Raw genomic sequence first — 19,955 nt, 5'->3', positions numbered from 1 at the left:
CTCTTTGAAAAACAAAACAAGGAATAAAGTTCTTTAACTATTTAAAAATAAAACATAATTTAAAAGATGAAGATATTGTAGCTTTAAATTATGAAAGTGCTATGCAGTATTATAAAAGTTATATTAACGAATTGTATTGAAGTGCAAAATACAATGATTTTATTAGTATAAATCCAGTATTTAATGCAATTAATGACGATCAATATATGAGTGAAGAATTTAGGGGAAAATATATTACTAATGGTTTTGAGCAAGCGTATAGAGATATATTAGGCGATTTTGAATATAAAAGTGAAGTTAATATTGCTAACATTGAAATTAGTGAAGATAAGCAAGGTATTTATATCTATTTGAATCCAAAAACAAGTGAAGATATTTATAGATTACAGCAGAGATATTTTTTAAATGTTAAGTTTAGAGATGTTGATTCTAGTGCAAAAACTTTAATTAATTTAAATCTAAATCAAGAACTATTATTGAGTTTAGCTCGTGATAGTTTAGTTAGTGAATATATTAAAAAGTTAAATCAAAATATAAATAGAATTTTCACTAATGATATGGAGGAAATAAGTAAATTAAACATTTCTTTGAGCTTTAATGTAGATACTAAAATTTTAAATATTGATGTTAAAGTTAAAGAGGAATATAAAGATAGGTACAGAATTGAACCTAATAACACTTTTATATTGCAAATTGAAGGTTTTGCAGATGAAGAGTCAATAAATAGCAATGAAAACAATATTTTTGAAGGTCTGGTTGTGGATGATATTAATTTGTCAGGCTTAGATGATTATGATGAAATTAAAAGCTTTATTTTAGAGCAAATAGCTATCAAAATACCACATTTAAAATTAGGTACTGATTATGAAATTAAAAATTTAGATACAGTAATTAAACAGAGAATTAAACCACAGATAAATGTTTCGAATGTAAACTTACCTCGTAAGTCATCATTGGTTTTAGAGGCATTAAATGGTAGAAATGGCGTTTTTTATGTGGGTGTAATTAATACGACGAATAAAATTATTGATAATGATATAGATCTTAAAAACATTAAAATCGATGACTTGATAATTAACGAAAATAATATTGTTGGGTTAAAAACGAAGGTAATAGAATATATCACAGATGAATTAAATAAGTATGGTTTAAACCTTAATTACGACGTGAGAATAATAAATTACAATGAAGGTATTTGGTATTTGTCAAAAGGGAAATCAGCAAAATTTGATTTTATAATTGAAGGTATTAATAAAAAAATTAGAAATACTACTACTGTAAATATTACAAATCATGCAGAATTTGTTAATGATGAAAACGGAAATAGGATTCTTTATGATTTAAGTTTAGTTGTTAAATGAGTTTTTAAATATAGTGAAATGATTTAGGCAATTTAAGAAATAAAATTATTAAAAATATTTCTGATTTTCTATATCAGAAATATAAATTAGAGAGAGATAGAAATTAATGAAGGTTTGTTTCTTTAATCTAATTTTACCACAATTAACTCTTTCTAAAAAAATTTTTTAGGGCGATTTAATTAATCTAAATACTATCGTGTTATTAGTAGCCCCCCAGAGCAATAATATATATTGTTTATCGGGCGTGCGCGCGTATATAGTATGCAAAACTAAATTGATAATAATTTAAACTCAACTTCTCTCAACTTAAATTTTCGTCTCTGTGTAGTAAGCTCTTCCCCCTAGAGCAATAATATATATTGCTTATCGTGCGTGCGTATATCATATTTTAATAATTTCATAAATAAAAATTAGATATTTGTTTGATTTATAGATATAACTTAAAAGTTATTTTATTTGCATAACTATAAATACCCATAAAACCACGTTTAAATCATCTCTATTGAAAAGTTTTGCTAATTTAATGGTTATTTTTCTTTATTGTGAGTTATTTATGCTTTGTAAGCGATTTTTTAAACTCAATGATAATTTTGATTATTCGCTCAAATGATAGGCTCAAATTCTACATTTTTTAGACTTGAACTCTCTAATTTAAAATCAACAAAATTACATTTAGTATTTTTATTAATATTAATTAGATTTATAAGTGTTTTTAAAGAAAATATCGAATATCTTTTTCGATAAATGGCTTTGTATAATGAAATTGTTGTTTCTGCTTGTGCTGTTATGCTATTAATATGAAATTCTAAATTCTTACAATTTTTGTATATGAATTTAATAAAATTATTAATTACTTTCCTTTTACTTTTGATTAATAAATCTGATTTTGCCAAATAATCTAATTTGTATAAAAAGGTTTTCTTATCATTTAAAGAATTGTAAAGTCATTTTTTGGCTTGTTTGTTGTTTCAAACTCTACTTTTCTTATTCCCTGAATAAACAAATAACTTTTTCTTAAAAATTTCATTAAATCTCTTTTTAAAGTGGTAATAGTCATAAATATGTTTAGCGCTTAATAAAGTTGCTTGGTTTTTAAAATAAACTGCTCCATCTGATAAAAGATAAATTTTAGTTTCTGTGTTTGTTATGTAGTATTTACTGATAATTGACTTAATAATGCTTGCTCTTGTTTGATTAGTTAGTTTTAAATCGTCATTTGTAGTATAAGTTTCATAAAAATATAATGGCGTTTTATTTGTATCTGTAAATATTTTCATAATTTTTGTATTTGATTTATGAACTTTATTTTTTATTCTAACTTTACCAAAACAATCGTCTATTGATATGTAAATTTCATTTGCGAACTCTCTTTTTCACTCTATTTTTTGATTAGTATTGTATAAATTAAGTTTTTTAGAATAATACTTACATAAATTTCAACTAATTTTTGCAAATTTATTCCTAATAAGTCCGCAATACTGATAAAAAGTGTCTAAAATTAGTTTTGTGTCGTATTACTTCCTAAACAAATATTTATATTTTTCTGGATAATATCGAATATATCACCTTTTATTATTTTTTAAATAATAAGCCAGATTTAAAAAAATCTGACTTATAAGAAATATTATTTTGAGTTAATTTTAGTGACTACTTCAGATAGCTGGTCTAATGAGTTTATAAAAAATCCTGATGAGTTTTTATGACCTCCTCCTCCAAAATAATTTGCTATTTTGTTAACATCGTAATACGAACGTGACCTGATTGAACAGCGATATTTACCTTCTACATTTTTAAGTATACAAAGCGATACTTCGGTATCGGTAATATCTAAAAACGAGTTAACTAAAGGTCTAGCAATATCATTTGGAATAATTTCTCTGCTTATTACATAGGTGATAATACCTTCGGTTTTTGCGGTTGATATCGTTTCAAAAATGAGTTTTTTCTCTTCCTTGTTTAACTGCATTTGGAGAATAACTTCTTTATATTCTAAACCTTGTTTAAGCAAATATGACATCGTACTAAATGTTGTTGAAGAGATGTTTCTTTCCGTGAAATTGTTTGTATCGGTCAATATTGCAACCGCCAATCCTTTTAAAGCTTTTTGATTTAATTTCAAATTTAATGCCATTACCATTTCTGTTAGTAATTGACCAGTAGCAGGTCAATAGTCACCACCAATTTCAAATTTTCATTTTTCTTCACAAGGATGATGATCAAATTTAAGCGATTCTTCGGTTATGACTCTTTTGTCAAATATTCTTTTCTTTACAGATGTATCTACGACCACAACTAAAGATTTATCAAAAAATTCATCATCTACTAATGACAATCTATTTTCAAATAAAAAATTTAAATTTCTTGGACAGTCGCCACCAGATATTTTTACTTCTTTAACGTTTTCACAGTTCAATTCAATAATTTCTTTAAACGCAACTGCCGAACCAATTGTGTCGCCGTCTGGGTTTGTATGAGTGCATAACGTAACATATTCATGTTGATTAATTATTTCTCAAAATTTTTTAAATTTTTCTTTCATATTCATAACATTATTATACAAGTAATCTTTATAACTATAAGTCCATTAATATATATTATAGGTTACGTGTTAAAAAATATAATTATGAATAGGTAAAATTATTTTTAAAATTTAATAGTTTACGTTATAATAGCGTAGCAATACATAAAGACAGTAACTGTGTTAACTTAATTTGTTACCGAATGTATACCATAAACATATTGTCTATATTTTATAATCGTATTGCGAATTATTAATTACGAAAGGGGGAAACTCCATATGAACGCAAAAGAATCTAAATTCAAATTAATGAAAAAAGAACAAGCAAAAATGATTTCAAAGAAAATCAAAAACACTAAAGGACTTGTTGTTGCTGAATATCGTGGACTTTCTGTTGCTGAATTAACAGAATTGCGTGTTGAAGCTAAAAAAGCTGGCGTTGAGTTAGTTGTTTTTAAAAATCGTATTTTCAAATATGCACTTAAAGATACAGATTTTGAATCTTTAGGAGACCATTTAGTTGGACCTAACATTTACGCTTTTAGCAATGAGGATGAATTAGCTGCCGCTAAAGTATTAAATCAATTTGCTAAAACAAATAAATTATTAGTACTTAAAGCTGGTATTTTCGAAGGAAAAGTTATCGATGCTAAAGGTGTTGCTGAAGTTGCTTCATTACCAAACTATGAAGAAGCACTTGGCATACTTGCACGTTCACTTATCGCTCCTCTACAACAACTATCCCTTTCTTTAAAACTATATAGTGAAAAAGAAAGCGAATAGTAATTCAAACAACAATTTAATCGAAAGGAAACAATAAAATGGCTAAATTAGAAAAAGATACATTTATTTCTGCTTTAAAAGAAATGTCAATTAAAGAAGTTATGGAATTAGTTCAAGCAATGAAAGATGAATTCGGTATTGACCCTTCAGCAGTTGCCGTTGCTGCAGCTCCTGCAGCTGGCGAAGCTAACGAAGAAAAATCATCAGTTAACGTTGTTATTACTGCTGACAACGGTAAAAAATTACCAATTGTTAAAGTAGTTAAAGAACTATTAGGATTAGCACTAATGGATGCAAACAAATTAGTTTCAACATTACCTGCTGTAGTTAAAGAAAACGTTACTATGAACGAAGCTGAAGAACTAAAAGCAAAACTTGAAGAAGCTGGCGCATCAGTTGAATTCAAATAATTTCTATAACAAGAATAATATTTTAAAAGGCCTTTTGGTCTTTTATTTTACTTTTTCGGTTATCTAATAGGCTAAAAAGGAAAAATACACATAATTTTTTTGTGGTAATAGTCCCTTAAAATTTTCATATTTTGACCGATACACTATAAATAAGCAATTAAATAATTAGTAAAATAATTACAAATAAATAAATATCGAAAAGAAATCATGAGGAGGTAAACATGAAAAAAATAGCAATTAACGGATTTGGGCGTATCGGACGCCTAACATTACGTCATTTATTGGAAACAAAAGAAAAAGACATTGAAGTTGTAGCTGTAAACGATCTAACAGCACCCGAAATGTTAGCTCATTTACTTAAATACGATACAGCATTCGGACCATTATCAAATGACATTAAAGTTGAAAACGGATCTATTTGAGTAGATGGTAAAGAAATTAAAGTATTTGCTGAAAAAGATCCTGAAAATCTACCTTGAGGCGAATTAGGAATTGACATCGTTCTTGAATGTACTGGTTTCTTCGTAAAAAGAAATCTATCAGAAAAACACTTAACTGCAGGTGCTAAAAAAGTTTTAATTTCAGCTCCAGCAGGTTCAGATGTTAAAACGGTTGTTTACAACGTAAACCACGAAACATTAAATGCGGAAGACACTATCGTTTCAGCAGCGTCATGTACAACTAACTGTTTGGCACCAGTTGTTAAGGTTTTAGTTGATAATTTTGGTGTTAAAAATGGATTTATGACAACAGTTCACTCATTTACTGGAGACCAAATGTTGCAAGATGGTCCACATAGAAAAGGTGATTTACGTAGAGCTCGTGCAGCAGGACAAAACATTGTTCCTTCATCAACAGGTGCTGCTAAAGCAATTGGTTTAGTAGTTCCTGAAGCATCGGGAATTCTAGATGGTTTTGCTTTACGTGTTCCAACAATTACTGGATCATTTGTTGATTTATCAGTTCAATTGGAAAAACAACCAACTATTGAAGAAATTAATGCAGCATTTGAAAAAGCTGCAAACGAAACATTGAAATATAACACAGATTTAATTGTTTCATCAGACGTTATTGGTTCACACTTCGGTTCAATATTTGACTCAACATTAACAAAAGTTAAAGAAGCTAATGGTGAAAAAATTTACAAAATTTTTGCATGATACGATAATGAAATGTCATATGTATCACAATTAGTTAGAGTTACAAAATTAATGGCAAGTTTTAAATAATAATCTTTTTACGAGTGTTCGACACTCGTTTTTTTATTTATCCATTCATTTAAAAATGTTCAATTAATATTTCGAAAATTGTCCAATTTAATGTTATCTTTTTTTAACAACTTAATAGATATTGGAATTACAACTATATTTAATGTATCTTTATTGTTGTTCCAAAATATTGAACGATTATTTTTTATATCCAAATTGTATTTATTGCCGATTTTACAGTGTAATGCAACAATTTTATTTTCTAACGGTTTACTATAAAGGATACATTCGCTTTGCTCAAATGCGTTTGGTTTGTCAAGGCTCTTTTTAATTTTGAAATTAATAAAAAAACCTTTATCTTTAAAGCGAGAAGTAATCCAATTAATTGCTAAAAGTTTTTTCATTACTATACGTTTTTTGTTTTTTGTTAATAATTGATTTATGTTGCTATAACTTAATCTGTTAAAATAAACATCACTAATAAATTCATTTACTTTGTAATTGTTTTTAATTTTATTTTTAATTTTTGATAAACCTAATGAGTGAAATATAAAATTTTTGTTTCAGACAACTTCAATTCGTATTTGATAATTAATTCACTTGTTTGGTCAACTCATAAAACTAATTGACTTTGTTTTAATAAAAGTTGAAAAATAAGAAATTAAAATAGATTTAAATGTGGTGTTATTTATTTGCATATTATTTATTCGTTAGTAAGAATGCATAAACAAAAAAACGAAAAAATTCAATATTTTTACTGAAAAAATGCAATACTTTTATTTTAAATATATAATAATCATATATATTAGGAGGTTGCATGATTAGATATTACTCGACATTTAGAAATGATAAATTCGTTCTTAAAGCAATTAGCAAACAACAAGCTGAAAAAATAAGCGATAAAATATCACAAAAACATGGAAAAATTACAGAATTCATGGATACTAAAATTGCCTATATTTTTGTTGAAAAGGAATTAAGTTATTCAGATTTGGTGCAGTTAATTGATAAAAATATCGTTACAGGGTATAGAGATTATCAAATCGAATTAATTACATTTACAAACAGTCTTTTGGATATGGAAGCTGTAATTAAAGCTTTTTATTCAAGGGTATTTTTGTATGAAGCTGTTTTATTCAATAAGAAAAAAGAAGCACCAGAAAGAAGACAATTTACTTTCCTTTTTCCTGACGCTTCATATGTTGACATTGCTCATAAATGTGCGACAATTGCATTAAATAAAAACTCTGCAAGAAACTTACAAATAATGCCTGAAAACTTCTGCAATTCAGAAAAATTAGCTGATTTTATTGCTGATGAATTCAGTCAGAATAAAGATTTGGAAATTACAGTATTAAATAAAAAACAAATTTCCGATTTAAACATGGGATTGTTATTATCTGTAAACAAAGGTTCTACATTTGCTCCGAGGGTAGTTGTTATTGAATACAACGGAAATCCTAATTCCGATGAAAAAGTTGTATTCGTCGGAAAAGGAATAACATTTGATACTGGTGGGATGAATACAAAAGGATATCACATGGAAGGCATGAAGTTTGATATGTCTGGTTCTGTTATTGCTGCTTACGCAGTCAAAGCTGCTGCTGAACTAAAGATTAAAAAGAATGTTTCGGCCGTAATGTGTATTACCGATAACCGTCAAGATGGCGACGCTTCTTTACCTGAAAATGTTTATGAATCAATGGCTGGAATTTCAGTAGAAGTAACTGACACAGATGCTGAAGGACGTCTAGTTCTTGCTGACGGATTATATTATGCCGCAACAAAATTAAACGCAACAACATTAGTTGATGTTGCTACGTTAACAGGCGCATGTGTTAGTGCTCTAGGACATGAATATTCAGCAATTTATTCTACAGATGAGGAAAATTGATACATTTTCAATAGTGCTGCTGCTAACGCTAAAGAAAAAGTCTGAAGAATGCCAATGCATGATGATTTTCACGAACCAAACACTGCAAGTTTAGTGGCTGATTTGAATAACTATAATAATGACGAAACATCGGATCATAATACAGCCGCAATGTTTTTAAAACAATTTACTAATAATGTCCCCTATATTCACTGTGATATTGCAGGTACTGCCGATTTAAAAGGAAAACCTTTAGGGGCCTTATTAGATACCTTGGTTGAATTTGCAATATTAAAATAAAAAACACGTTTCCGTGTTTAAATCTGAAAAATGAAATAATTCAATATCTTGTAAGTTCGTGTTTTACACTCCTTAATTTGGAGTGTTTTATTTTTGTAAATATTTACTGATAAAATCCGCAATTCAATCTTCATTTGATGTCTTGTTTGAAACAAATGTTGCGCCATTCAAAGCATTTTCCATTGAATTTAAAGGTGCGCAAGATAAAGCGGTAACTTCAAATGTTGGCGCATCATTGTTTGCATCTCCAAATGAAACAGTTCGATTTAAATCAATATTATATTTGGCAACTATCGATTCTAACGCTTTTGCTTTTGAGCTAGGTTCTCCAACATCGAAGAAGTTTTTTTGAGTTTGTACACCAATTAATGATTTAAATTCCTTGACATAATTAGCAAATTTTAAAATGTCTTGTTGTTGGTGAGAATCAAAAGTTACTAAAATTTTACAAATTATCTTACCATTCAAAAATTCTCGACCCGGATTCAAGGCTCAGTGCTCGGGTTTCATCATTTTTGAGTAATCACGTGATTTGAAATCTTCGGAATTCTCTACATTTACTCCGACAAGACCATTATTTCAAAACACATAGTAGCCTAAATTTAATTCTTCACATTTATCCATTAATAATTTCGCATCATGATCTTTTATATTGAAGTTTGAAATCAACTTCATTGTTTTATGGTTGTAAACCATACCACCATTTGCACATAAGAATGGCAAGTTATATGGTATTAGTTTAAGATAATTTTCCAACATAAATATTGCTCGACCGGTTGCAATGCATATATTTTTGCCTAATGCTCTTAGCTCATTAAGCTTATTAAGATTGTTAGGTACGATATTTTTTTTAGAATCAAGCAATGTTCCATCCATATCAAAAACAAAAGTATCGAAATCCTTTATATTTAATTTTTGTGTCTTGAATGAAATGAATTCAGAAACATTGGTAATTTTAACGATTATTTCTTCTTTAGTAGTTTGATTATTAAATCTAAATAAGGGTATCAAACTTAACTCAGAATCATTTTTTATTTCAACTAAATTATAAAATTCTTTCTTAGTAAGTCTTAAATTTTTTTTGAAAGAGATAAATTTCTCATTACTTAAATCAATATTTTTTTTCATATTTTTTTCTCCCTATATTACTAATTTTATTACTTTTTTGCACCTTATCAATCGTTTAAGTACTAATTTGCAAGGCGAATTTAGTACTTATTAAATATTAAAAAAAATTTTAATAAATACTTTGAGGGGTGTTTTGATATGGTATAATAATCTTGCTTTTTAAACAAAAAGCGTACCAGCGGAGAAGTAGCTCAGCTTGGTAGAGCGCTTGGTTTGGGACCAAGTGGTCGCAGGTTCAAATCCTGTCTTCTTCACCATTGGGGGGATTAGCTCATTTGGCTAGAGCACCTGCCTTGCACGCAGGGGGTGGTGGGTTCGAATCCCATATCCTCCACCATTATTATGGCGTTGTAGCTCAGTTGGTTAGAGCGTCCGGTTCATACCCGGAAGGTCAAGAGTTCGACTCTCTTCGACGCTACCATTATATGGAATTATCTAACTGTTATGGACCTATAGCTCAACGGTTAGAGCAACCGGCTCATAACCGGTCGGTTACCGGTTCGAATCCAGTTAGGTCCACCACGGGTGATTACCCAAGTCCGGCTGAAGGGACTAGTCTTGAAAACTAGCAGGGGCTTCACGGCCCGCGGGGGTTCAAATCCCTCATCACCCGCCATTTGCCTTAATGGCACCCAATTAAAAATATCACATCGCGGAGTGGAGAAGCTCGGTATCTCGCAGGGCTCATAACCCTGAGGTCGTTGGTTCAAGTCCAACCTCCGCCACCAAATGGTCCAGTGGTAAAGTGGTTTAATACGCCTCCCTGTCACGGAGGAGATCGCGGGTTCAATCCCCGTCTGGACCGCCATGTTGGCTCTGTAGCTCAGTAGGTAGAGCAACGGATTGAAGCTCCGTGTGTCGCTGGTTCGATTCCTGCCGGAGCCACCATATGATGAAAATCGCCCCCAAGCAGGGCTTTTTTTTCGCGATTTTATTTAAAAACATAAAATTTATGACTCCAAAACCTTTGGTAAAGTATGCCGAAGGTTTTTGTCTTTATTAAATTGGTGGTATTTTTCATCTTTGTTATATGATTAAAATATTATTAAGGAGTTTAATTATGAAGAAAACAAAGTTTATTTTTACAACAGGTGGAGTATTAAGTGGATTAGGAAAAGGAGTTACTGCAGCAAGTATGGGCAATTTATTAAAGGCTCAGGGGTTCAATATTTTTGTTTTGAAGCTTGATCCATATTTAAATATTGATCCTGGAGTTATGAATCCGATGGAACATGGAGAGGTATATGTAACTAGCGACGGTGGAGAAACCGACTTAGATTTAGGTCACTATGAAAGATTTATAGATGTTAAATTAACAAAAGAATCTAACTTTACAACTGGTCGTATTTTTACTAGAATTTTCGAGAAGGAAAGAAAGGGAGAATATGGTGGTAAAACCGTTCAAATTGTACCTCATGTAATTGATGAAATAATTGACATTATAGTATCATTAGCAAAAAATAAGCAACCAGATTTCATGCTAATTGAAATTGGTGGGACTGTAGGAGATTTAGAGTCAAATCCTTACATATATGCAATAAGCAAATTCGCCAGCTTATACAAAAAACAAACAATGTTTGCACATTTAGCTTTTGTGCCATTTTTAACAGCCTCAAAAGAATACAAATCAAAACCAAGTCAAGTATCTATTGCTTCTCTTCGTTCATTTGGTATAAACCCTAATTTATTATTGTTGCGTTCACAGGGAGATGTTGATTTATCAATAATAAAAAAAATTAGTGAAAATGCTTTTTTAAAACCTGAAAACGTTATTAATATTCCTGATAAAGCAAACATTTATGAAATTCCATTATTTTTGGAAAAATCAGGTATTATCGAAATTATTTTTAAACACTTTAATATTAAAAAACCTATTATTCAAAATGCTAACAATGAATGAAACGAATTTATAAAAAAATATTTATCAAAGAGGCAAAAACCAGTTAATTTGTTATTAGTTGGTAAATATACTGGTCTTGAAGATGCATATTTATCTATCGTTTCTTCGTTAAAAATTGCTGCAGCACATTTAAATGTAGAATTGAATTATGAATTAGTTGATTCTGAGCAAATAACAGATAAAAATATTGAAACAATGTTTAGTAATATTGATGGTGTTATGATACTTCCCGGTTTTGGTGTTAGAGGATTTTATTCTAAAGTTGATGTAGCAGAATATACACGGAAAAATTTAATTCCAACACTAGGTATTTGTTTAGGATTTCAAGCTATGGCGATAGCACAAGCTAGAAGATTAGGAATAAAAAACCCTACAAGTAAAGAGTTTGCTGATAAAAAAGTCAAACAAAATTTTGTGTTAACTCCGTTTTACGAAAACGGAGACACGATGAAATTGGGTGGTACACTAAGATTGGGTGAAGATAAAATTATTGCCTTACCAAATTCTTTAGCGCAAAAAATTTATGGTCAAGAAATGTTTTATGAGAGACATAGACATAGATATGAAATTGCTGATAAATACCGTCATTCTTTAGAAGACGAGGAATTTATTTTTAGCGGAATACATCCAGAGTTGAAAGTAGCCGAAATTTGTGAGGTTAAAAATCACCCTTTTTATGTAGGTGTTCAATATCACCCTGAATTTACAACTAGAGTCTTAAAATCTAATCCATTGTTTAATGAATTTTTAAATGCTACTTGGCTAAATAAATCTTCAAAATAATCAATTTTATTGGAACATTGCACAGCAATGTTTTTTAATTTTAAATTTTAAAACTTAGAATGATGAAGAACTTAAAATAATGCAAAAAAATGTGGAAAATACGTCAATAATTAGGTATTTTAAATGCTATTTTATTATCCAAATGTAATAAGTATATAATTTACGTAATTCATTTTTAAGGATGTATATATGAAATAAAATAATCATTTAAATTATTATTAGACTAAGAAAGTTAATTTTGTTTTATATTTTCAGCTTTTTAAAATTTAATAATGATTAATGGATTTGGGAGGAATAAAAAAATGAAGAAAATGAAATTACTATTAATAGGAAGTGGGATAGTAGCTGTTGTGACACCAACTTTATCTGCTGCTTGTTCTTCTTCTAAAGAAAACTGAGTTTTAGACTTTGAATTAAAAATTGCTAATGTGGATGCAAAAGATATTCGCAACGTTTATGCAAGCTCAATAAAAAAAGATGAAATAAAGGTAGTATCATTAGACGAAAACGACAATCAAATCAATGAATCGGTACAAATTATTAATGTTATGCCAGATGATAGTACAGGTAAATTAACTGTTAAATTTAGTTTTGTTGATAAATATAATAAAACGGTCGAAAAAACAATTTGAATAGAAGGTTTTAAAATACTAAATGCTAATGAAATCAATGAAAAAGCCAAAACTGTTAAATTTAATATAAAAAATATTGAACAAGAAAACCTTCAATATGAAATAGCTTCTGATTTCGGAATTGAGAATGTTCTAGCGACAAATTACGATGTTAATGAATGTGATTTACATATTATTTCAGTAATTGCAGATAATCAAGAAGGAAAACTTTTAGTTAAATATTTATTGCAAATTAAAAATACAGACATTAAATCTAATGTAAATGAATTTGCGATAGAAGGTTTTAAAAAATCTGATTTAAAAGTTGTTTCTGGCAACGAAAATATGAAGAAATTACTAGAAAAGTTAGAATTCAAACATAAATTAGACAATAATTACCGTTCATATATTAGTTCAAAGATTGATAAAAATATGTTTTATGAATTATTTGGCGAAAAAGGTAATATTGATAATAAAGTAGAAATAACTATACCATTTGATAGTTTAATTATCGAAAAAAGCGATGATAAACTTGGCACATTAACAATTAAATATGATGCAATTGTTAAGGACTTAGAAAATAAATTGGTTGAACGTTTTTCTGACGTTGAAAAAACATTTGATTGTTTCAATAAATACACTTCAAAAGAAGATATGATCGATTACTTAACAAAGAAGGCAAAATTCGAAATATCTAAACCTAATACTAAAATTAACACTGTGTATTTAGAAGAAATTAAAGAATTTATTGGAGACTTTATTATCACTGTCAAAAATGATCCTAACAGTGATATTGTCCTACCAATAGACACATTGAATGAAGTATTTGCCTTAGAAGTAACAGAAATTGATGGTGATTATAATGGTAATTTGACCTTTAGCTTCGGAATTACAAATATTTATGATTACAATCTTGATGATGTCAAAATTGAATCAAGACCATTTGGATACAAACCTGGATTAAGCATTCAAAATGTAGTAAATAGATTAACATTAGATCTTAAAGATAAATCTGCAAAGAATGTTTTTGATTATTTAAACGAACACAAAGACAATCTAAAAGACCAATTAATCATTAATGTTGATGGCAAAAGCGAAGAAGAAAGTAACGAATTATTAGCTAAGTATGGGGTAAAAGTTAATTCTGTAGAAGTTGCAACTAAAAATCTTAAAGAAGGAAATCTTGATTTAAATATTTCACTTGCCAAAGATTCTTCTTTTGGAGAACCAACTGAACAAGATTATATGCATAGTGTCAATATTACTGGATTTACTAAGATTGAAAAGCTTAATGACCAACAATTAGAAAGTATATTAAGCACTTTTAAGTTTAGTGTTAGTGATAAATCATATTATAGTGATTATGCCAATAACGAAACTAAACGTAATGCAGTAATTATTACTGTTGATGGTTTTGCAGGAATTAGTGAATCAACATTAGAATCATTAGGTATTGGTATCAATAAATTAATCGCTAAAGAAAAAACGACTGAGGGCGGAATCACTAATTATGTTACATATAATTGAGACGATTCACATAGAAAAATAACTGCTTCGGTAAAATATAATGCTGACGATGATAGTATTAAAACATATTCATGATCAATTCAACTTAAAGATGGTGATTTTAATACTGATGCAGAAAAAATGATTCAAGAATTAGGAATACAAATTCCAACTGATAAACCAGCTTGAATGCTTACTGAAAAAGATATCAAAATGAATGAATGAACTAGTGAAAAAGAATTTAGTTCATTGCCTGGGGCAACGTTACAAGAAAATAAACATAATTTTTTCACAATCGGTTATGTAAAAACCAATACTAAAAAAACAGCTGACAAACACCAAAAATCTCTAAATCTTTACAAAGAAGGAAAAATGCCTTTAGTATTCAGTTTTAGATTGCCTGATCAAACCATAAGAAAATACACCAAAGTTTACGAAGGTTTGAAATATGAAGAAATTAAATCAATTCTAGATGTTGCTAAAGAAGGCAAATTATTTATAGTTGATAAATCAGCACCTGAATATAAGAAAGAAATTAATAAACTTGAAGAGTTTGCAAAGGATAGAAATGTTAATAAACCTTATGGATACATAAAATTCAATAGTAAAAATAATAGTTTCACATATGGTACCAATAACAAGAATGCAAACAATAATATGAGTTATTTAAAATTAAATGAAACGTTTTTAGATATTTATCAAAGTGAGGTAATTCCTGTTGGAACTGTTGGCAACCGTAAAGCTCTTTATTTAGAAAAAAATTCTGATGGCAAAATTGTTGTCAAATTTAAATTGCATTCAGATACCTCAGACCCTAAACAAGTATTTGAAGTAGTCTTAAATTAATATGAATAAAGTTTTTAACTTAAATACTTTAGCTCTTTCGTTTTTAGTGCCTTCAAGCATTATTTGTGCTGCTAAATGTGATAATAAAAATGCTAATAATTCATATCTAGAAAAGATTGCATCTAGGTTAGTCATAGAACCGACAGAGTTAATAGATTTCAAATCAACCGATCCTAAAAATGTCATTTCAAAATTAAATGTTGAAAATTTACCATTAGGTTATGAGATTTCTTATATTGAGATTAAACCAAACGGAAGTGTAATTTACTCACTACATAAAACCGGTTCAGACCAAGAACCACAGACTTTTGAATACAAAATTAGAGAAGATGCTGTTGCCATTGATAAAAATACAAGACTAGTTTATAAAAAAGATTCTTATTATAGTTCATTAGAAGGTCTAAACGGTAAAACGCTTTTTGATGAGTTATTAAAATTGCAACAATCTAAAATAAGAGGTATTAAGACGTATGCCTACCTATACAACGTTTATAAAGATGCTTTTCTTGACAAATACTACGAAAAAGATAATACCATTTTAGATATTTATTCAGAAAATCCTAAAGGACAAGACCCTTATTACTTCACTTACGAGTTTCACGAAGGAAAAGATGCTGACGGTAGCAGTGGGAAAAGTCGTTCAAAATCTGGTGAAGGTTCAAAATATAACAGAGAACATATTGTACCGCAGTCATGATTTGGCAAAGTTGAACCAACAAGAAACGACGCCCACTTTATATTTCCAACCGACAAGATCGTTAATAATGAAAGAGGGAATTATCCACACTATATCGTTAAAAATCCAACTTTTATAAGTCGAAATGGTACTAAGGTTGATAAAACCAACGGAATTTGTGAGCCAATAGATGAATTTAAAGGCGATGTAGCCCGTGCTTATTTCTATTTTGTTGTTACACATAATAATTCAAGTTCTAATGATTTATTTGAAAGCAGTTTCCCATACATAACTAAAAAATATTTAGAAGTTTATAAAAAGTGGTCTAATCAAGATAATGTTGACGCATTTGATATAGATAGAAATAATGCAATAGCCAGACATTATAATGGACTACGTAATCCATTTAGTGATTATCCTGAGCTTATCGATTTAATTTGATTTAAAACTGATTCTAAATTTCACAACAAAGGAATAGCTATTGCTATTAAATAAACCGCAAAAAAAGAGTGAGCATTTCTCACTTTTTTTGATATTGAAGCGAATGTTCTATATAATATTAAAACTTAATATAAAATTATATTAATTATATATACAGAATAAGGAGCACCATGTCGGAAAAAAATTACAAAGACACTTTAAATATGCCTAAAACTGATTTTGAAATGCGGGCAAATTTAACAAAGAAAGAACCCCAATTTAGACAATTATGACTTGATAATCAAATCTACAGAAAAGTTTTAGAAAAAAATAAAGGCAACCAACCTTTTATTTTACATGATGGGCCTCCATATGCGAATGGTAATTTACATATTGGACACTCATTAAATAAAATATTAAAAGACATAATTATTCGTTATAAATCAATGAATGGTTTTTATACCCCATTTGTTCCTGGATGAGATACTCATGGTTTGCCAATTGAGCATAAAATGCTACAAGAGGCTCATTTATCTCAAAATGAATTATCTCCAGTTGAATTACGTAAACGTGCTAAAGAATATGCTTTAAGTCAAGTAAAAATTCAAATGGAACAATTTAAAACAATGCAACTTTTAACTGATTTTGAGAAAATTTATATTACTCTTGAACCGCATTTTGTTGCACAACAACTGAAATTATTCAAGAAAATGGTAATGGATGGTTTAGTTTATAAAGGACTAAAACCAGTTTATTGATCTCCTTCATCACAATCAGCATTAGCTGAGGCTGAAGTTGAATATAAAGATATTGATAGCCCTAGTTTATATGTTGCATTCGAAGTTTCTAAACCTTCAGGATCTAAATTGAAAGAAGGCGATAGATTAGTTATTTGGACAACCACTCCATGAACATTGCTTGCAAACTCTGGAGTTGCAATAGGTGAAAAATTTGTCTATTCAATTGTTGAATTTGAAAATAAAAGATACGTTATAGCGTCTGATTTAGTTCAAAAAGTTTGTACAATATTTGGTTGAGAAAATTACAAAATTGTTGATGAATTAAAGCCAAGTGAAATTGTTGATTCAATATATACAAGTCCATTAAATAATAATCCAAGTCCAGTTGTAATTGGTCACCATGTTACATTAGAATCTGGTTCAGGTTTAGTTCATATGGCTCCATTATTTGGCGAGGATGACTTCTTGATTGGACAAAAACATTCATTGAATATGATTATGCATATTGCTGATGATGGGAAAATTAATGAATTTGGGGGTTCTTACGAGGGTCAATTCTATTCAAAAGCCGAAAAATTAATTATTGAAGAGTTATCTAATAAGGGTCTAGTTTTAAAATCAGGAACTATTAATCACTCATATCCACACGATTGAAGAACTCATAAACCAATTCTTTTTAGAGGTACACCACAATGGTTTGTTTCTATTGAAAAAATTAAAGACAAAATTTTAACTCAACTTGAAACAGTTAATACTTATCCTGAATGAGCTAAGAAAAGATTGAGTAATATGATTTCTAACCACAATGATTGAACAATTTCACGTCAAAGAACGTGAGGAGTTCCTTTGATTATTTTTTACGATAAAGACTTAAAACCTGTATTTGACGAAAAAATATTTGACCACGTTATTGAGTTAATTGGAGAATTTGGGCCAAATATTTGATGAGAAAAAGATGCTGATGAATTATTACCAAAAGAATTCAAAAATTTAGGTTTTACTAAAGAAATGGATATTATGGATGTTTGATTTGATTCAGGTTCTACTTCTATTGCTGTAGAAATTGATGAAAACATTAAGCCACCATACGACCTTTATCTTGAAGGAAGCGACCAATATCGCGGTTGGTTCAACTCATCATTAATAAATTCAGTTGCTTACAATTCAGTTGCTCCCTACAAAAACTTGATTTCACATGGATTTGTGTTAGATGGTAAGGGTGAAAAAATGTCAAAATCTAAAGGAAATACTGTAGATCCGTTAAAAGTTATTGAAAAACATGGCGCTGATATTTTACGTTTTTGGGTTGCTAACAGTGAATATACAAACGATATCACAATCTCAGATTCAATATTGAATCAAAACTCAGATTCATACAGGAAAATAAGAAACACCATCAAATTTATGCTAGGTAATTTAGATGGTTTCAAATACGATCAAACATTACCAAGAAAAGGTGTTCATGAATTTATTAAAGAACAATTAGAGCAAGTAAGAGCCAGTGTATTAAAATCATTTGATGAATACAAGTTCATTAACGGTATTAAGTTAATCAATAATTATGTTATTGAATTGTCTAGTTTCTATTTAAACTTCACTAAAGACATTTTATATGTTGAAGAGTTTGATTCAGTTAATAGATTAATGACATTGACTAACTTTTACGAAATACTTGAATTTTTAATTACAATTCTAGCCCCGATAACACCAACTACTTCAGAGGATGCTTATACTTATTTCCCTAAAGAAAATAAACAAATCTCAGTACATTTAGAAACAATTACTAGAGAAAAAGAAGTTGATGAAGAAGTAATTAAACAATGGGATGAATTCTTTGAATTAAGAGATAAAGTTAATTTAGCTATTGAAAACGCTATTAAAGAAGGTCTAATTAAACGTAGTAATGAAGTTAAATTGACATTAAAACCAGAATCAGAATTTATTGAATCTCTAGACTTAAAACAATTACTGATGGTTGGTATTGTTGAATTTGGTGATGAATTCAAAATCGAAACATTTGATTCAGCAAAATGTCAACGTTGCTGAAATCATTTCTTACCAGCACAAATAATTAATGATTTATGTCCACTTTGTGTCAAAGTTATGAGTAGCAAGGAAAAAAATGAGTAAAGAAGTCAATGGTAACAACTATAAACCAAAACCTACATGAGATGAAAGAAAACAAAATATAAAATCCAAATTTACAGAATTTAAAAACTATTTAAAAGATAAATGGTTGAATCATAAAAAACAAATATTAATTAACTATTTAATATTCACAATACTTTTTATTATGTTATTGGCTATTGACCAAATAACCAAAGCCGCATTGTTTAAATGAGCTGATTTTAACAACTATAAGGGTGATAGAACAGTAATATATGAAGGTGCAATAATTGGTGTAAGATCTGTTGAACACTATGGAGTAACCGTACTTCCATGAGAAAATAAAGCAACAATTATAATTATTCAAATATTAAGTATTATTATGTTTTTAGCTTTACTAACTGTACCATTTTTTACAGAGTCAAAAACTATTGTTGTAATGATGGCTTTATTGTGCGCAGGTTCAATCGGAAATATGTTAGATCGCTTCTTGTGGGCAGGACATGTTAAAGATATTTTCTTTTGTACCTTTTTAGAAAAGTGACAGGGAAAAGAAATAGGAACATTTAACTTTGCTGATGTTGTTTTAGTTGGTGGTTGCATTGGGTTATTAATTTATTTTGTAGTTTCATTAATTGCAGAATACGTTAGTGAAGAAAAAGAAAAAAATAATGCTTCATTGACAACTGATACAAATCAAGATAATAAAAATTCTGACACCGATGGTTTAGACGAAAAATAATATTTAAAAGCAGACAAATTTGGCTGCTTTTTTATTATTTTGAT

13 protein-coding genes, 8 tRNA genes and 1 pseudogene are annotated in these 19,955 nt (G+C 29.0%); 18 read left to right on the top strand and 4 right to left on the bottom strand.

From position 1 onward, the window contains the following. Positions 1 to 1,453, top strand: a pseudogene (locus NW238_RS03190) (Mbov_0399 family ICE element protein); the annotation flags it as partial. 480 nt (positions 1,454 to 1,933) lie between these two features. On the opposite strand, the gene NW238_RS03185 reads toward NW238_RS03190, so the two are convergent. Further along, the gene (locus NW238_RS03185) at positions 1,934 to 2,638 is read right to left on the bottom strand and encodes a hypothetical protein (protein WP_258451797.1); all 705 of its coding nucleotides are present in this window, start codon (positions 2,636 to 2,638) and stop codon (positions 1,934 to 1,936) included. Positions 2,639 to 2,985: 347 nt separating this feature from the next. Beyond that, a complete protein-coding gene (locus NW238_RS03180) occupies positions 2,986 to 3,906 on the bottom strand; it encodes a DHH family phosphoesterase (protein ID WP_258451796.1) in 921 nt (306 codons plus the stop codon). A 252-nt stretch (positions 3,907 to 4,158) separates the two neighbouring features. On the opposite strand from NW238_RS03180, the gene rplJ reads away from it, so the two are divergent. From rplJ to gap, 3 genes are all read left to right on the top strand, one after another. Beyond that, positions 4,159 to 4,662, top strand: a complete 504-nt coding sequence (gene rplJ, locus NW238_RS03175) for a 50S ribosomal protein L10 (protein WP_216505574.1) — start codon at positions 4,159 to 4,161, stop codon at positions 4,660 to 4,662. A 38-nt stretch (positions 4,663 to 4,700) separates the two neighbouring features. Next, positions 4,701 to 5,072 (top strand): 50S ribosomal protein L7/L12, encoded by a 372-nt coding sequence (rplL, locus tag NW238_RS03170; RefSeq protein WP_216505575.1) that lies wholly within the window; start codon positions 4,701 to 4,703, stop codon positions 5,070 to 5,072. Between the two features lie 221 nt (positions 5,073 to 5,293). Beyond that, a complete protein-coding gene (gap, locus tag NW238_RS03165) occupies positions 5,294 to 6,301 on the top strand; it encodes a type I glyceraldehyde-3-phosphate dehydrogenase (RefSeq protein ID WP_216505576.1) in 1,008 nt (335 codons plus the stop codon). An 8-nt stretch (positions 6,302 to 6,309) separates the two neighbouring features. On the opposite strand, the gene NW238_RS03160 is transcribed toward gap, so the two are convergent. Continuing rightward, complete coding sequence (locus tag NW238_RS03160) at positions 6,310 to 6,978, bottom strand: hypothetical protein (protein WP_216505577.1); 669 nt, start codon at positions 6,976 to 6,978, stop codon at positions 6,310 to 6,312. Between the two features lie 119 nt (positions 6,979 to 7,097). Between NW238_RS03160 and NW238_RS03155 the strand changes: the two genes are divergently transcribed. Continuing rightward, a complete protein-coding gene (locus NW238_RS03155) occupies positions 7,098 to 8,453 on the top strand; it encodes a M17 family metallopeptidase (protein ID WP_216505578.1) in 1,356 nt (451 codons plus the stop codon). An 87-nt stretch (positions 8,454 to 8,540) separates the two neighbouring features. Here the strand turns inward: NW238_RS03155 and NW238_RS03150 are convergent, their stop codons facing one another. Next, the gene (locus NW238_RS03150; RefSeq protein ID WP_216505579.1) at positions 8,541 to 9,581 is read right to left on the bottom strand and encodes a Cof-type HAD-IIB family hydrolase; all 1,041 of its coding nucleotides are present in this window, start codon (positions 9,579 to 9,581) and stop codon (positions 8,541 to 8,543) included. Positions 9,582 to 9,761: 180 nt separating this feature from the next. On the opposite strand from NW238_RS03150, the gene NW238_RS03145 reads away from it, so the two are divergent. The 13 genes from NW238_RS03145 (at position 9,762) to NW238_RS03085 (ending at position 19,911) form a co-directional block, all read left to right on the top strand. Further along, positions 9,762 to 9,838, top strand: a tRNA-Pro gene (locus NW238_RS03145). A 3-nt stretch (positions 9,839 to 9,841) separates the two neighbouring features. Beyond that, positions 9,842 to 9,918: transfer RNA gene (locus NW238_RS03140), tRNA-Ala, on the top strand. Between the two features lie 7 nt (positions 9,919 to 9,925). Further along, positions 9,926 to 10,002, top strand: a tRNA-Met gene (locus tag NW238_RS03135). Positions 10,003 to 10,027: 25 nt separating this feature from the next. Next, positions 10,028 to 10,103 (top strand) — tRNA-Ile (locus tag NW238_RS03130). Between the two features lies 1 nt (position 10,104). Next, positions 10,105 to 10,197 (top strand) — tRNA-Ser (locus NW238_RS03125). Between the two features lie 35 nt (positions 10,198 to 10,232). Beyond that, positions 10,233 to 10,309, top strand: a tRNA-Met gene (locus NW238_RS03120). 3 nt (positions 10,310 to 10,312) lie between these two features. After that, positions 10,313 to 10,389 (top strand) — tRNA-Asp (locus NW238_RS03115). A gap of 4 nt (positions 10,390 to 10,393) precedes the next feature. Further along, positions 10,394 to 10,469: transfer RNA gene (locus NW238_RS03110), tRNA-Phe, on the top strand. A 172-nt stretch (positions 10,470 to 10,641) separates the two neighbouring features. Next, positions 10,642 to 12,264 carry a CTP synthase gene (gene pyrG / locus NW238_RS03105; protein ID WP_246526119.1) on the top strand — a complete coding sequence of 541 codons (1,623 nt, stop codon included), beginning with the start codon at positions 10,642 to 10,644 and terminating at the stop codon, positions 12,262 to 12,264. A 302-nt stretch (positions 12,265 to 12,566) separates the two neighbouring features. Next, entirely contained in the window at positions 12,567 to 15,227 is a 2,661-nt protein-coding gene (locus NW238_RS03100) for a hypothetical protein (RefSeq protein ID WP_258451794.1), read from the top strand. 1 nt (position 15,228) lies between these two features. Continuing rightward, complete coding sequence (locus NW238_RS03095) at positions 15,229 to 16,398, top strand: endonuclease (protein ID WP_258451793.1); 1,170 nt, start codon at positions 15,229 to 15,231, stop codon at positions 16,396 to 16,398. Positions 16,399 to 16,514: 116 nt separating this feature from the next. Next, a complete protein-coding gene (gene ileS, locus NW238_RS03090; protein WP_258451792.1) occupies positions 16,515 to 19,193 on the top strand; it encodes an isoleucine--tRNA ligase in 2,679 nt (892 codons plus the stop codon). After that, a complete protein-coding gene (locus NW238_RS03085) occupies positions 19,186 to 19,911 on the top strand; it encodes a signal peptidase II (RefSeq protein ID WP_216505584.1) in 726 nt (241 codons plus the stop codon). Before ileS ends, NW238_RS03085 begins: the two co-directional genes overlap by 8 nt. The last annotated feature ends 44 nt before the right edge of the window (positions 19,912 to 19,955 follow it).

It is taken from the genome of Mycoplasma zalophidermidis, from assembly GCF_024742155.1.
Classification (GTDB): Bacteria; Bacillota_I; Bacilli_A; order Mycoplasmatales; family Metamycoplasmataceae; genus Mycoplasmopsis; species Mycoplasmopsis zalophidermidis.
This window is presented reverse-complemented; position numbering and strand designations above follow the sequence as displayed.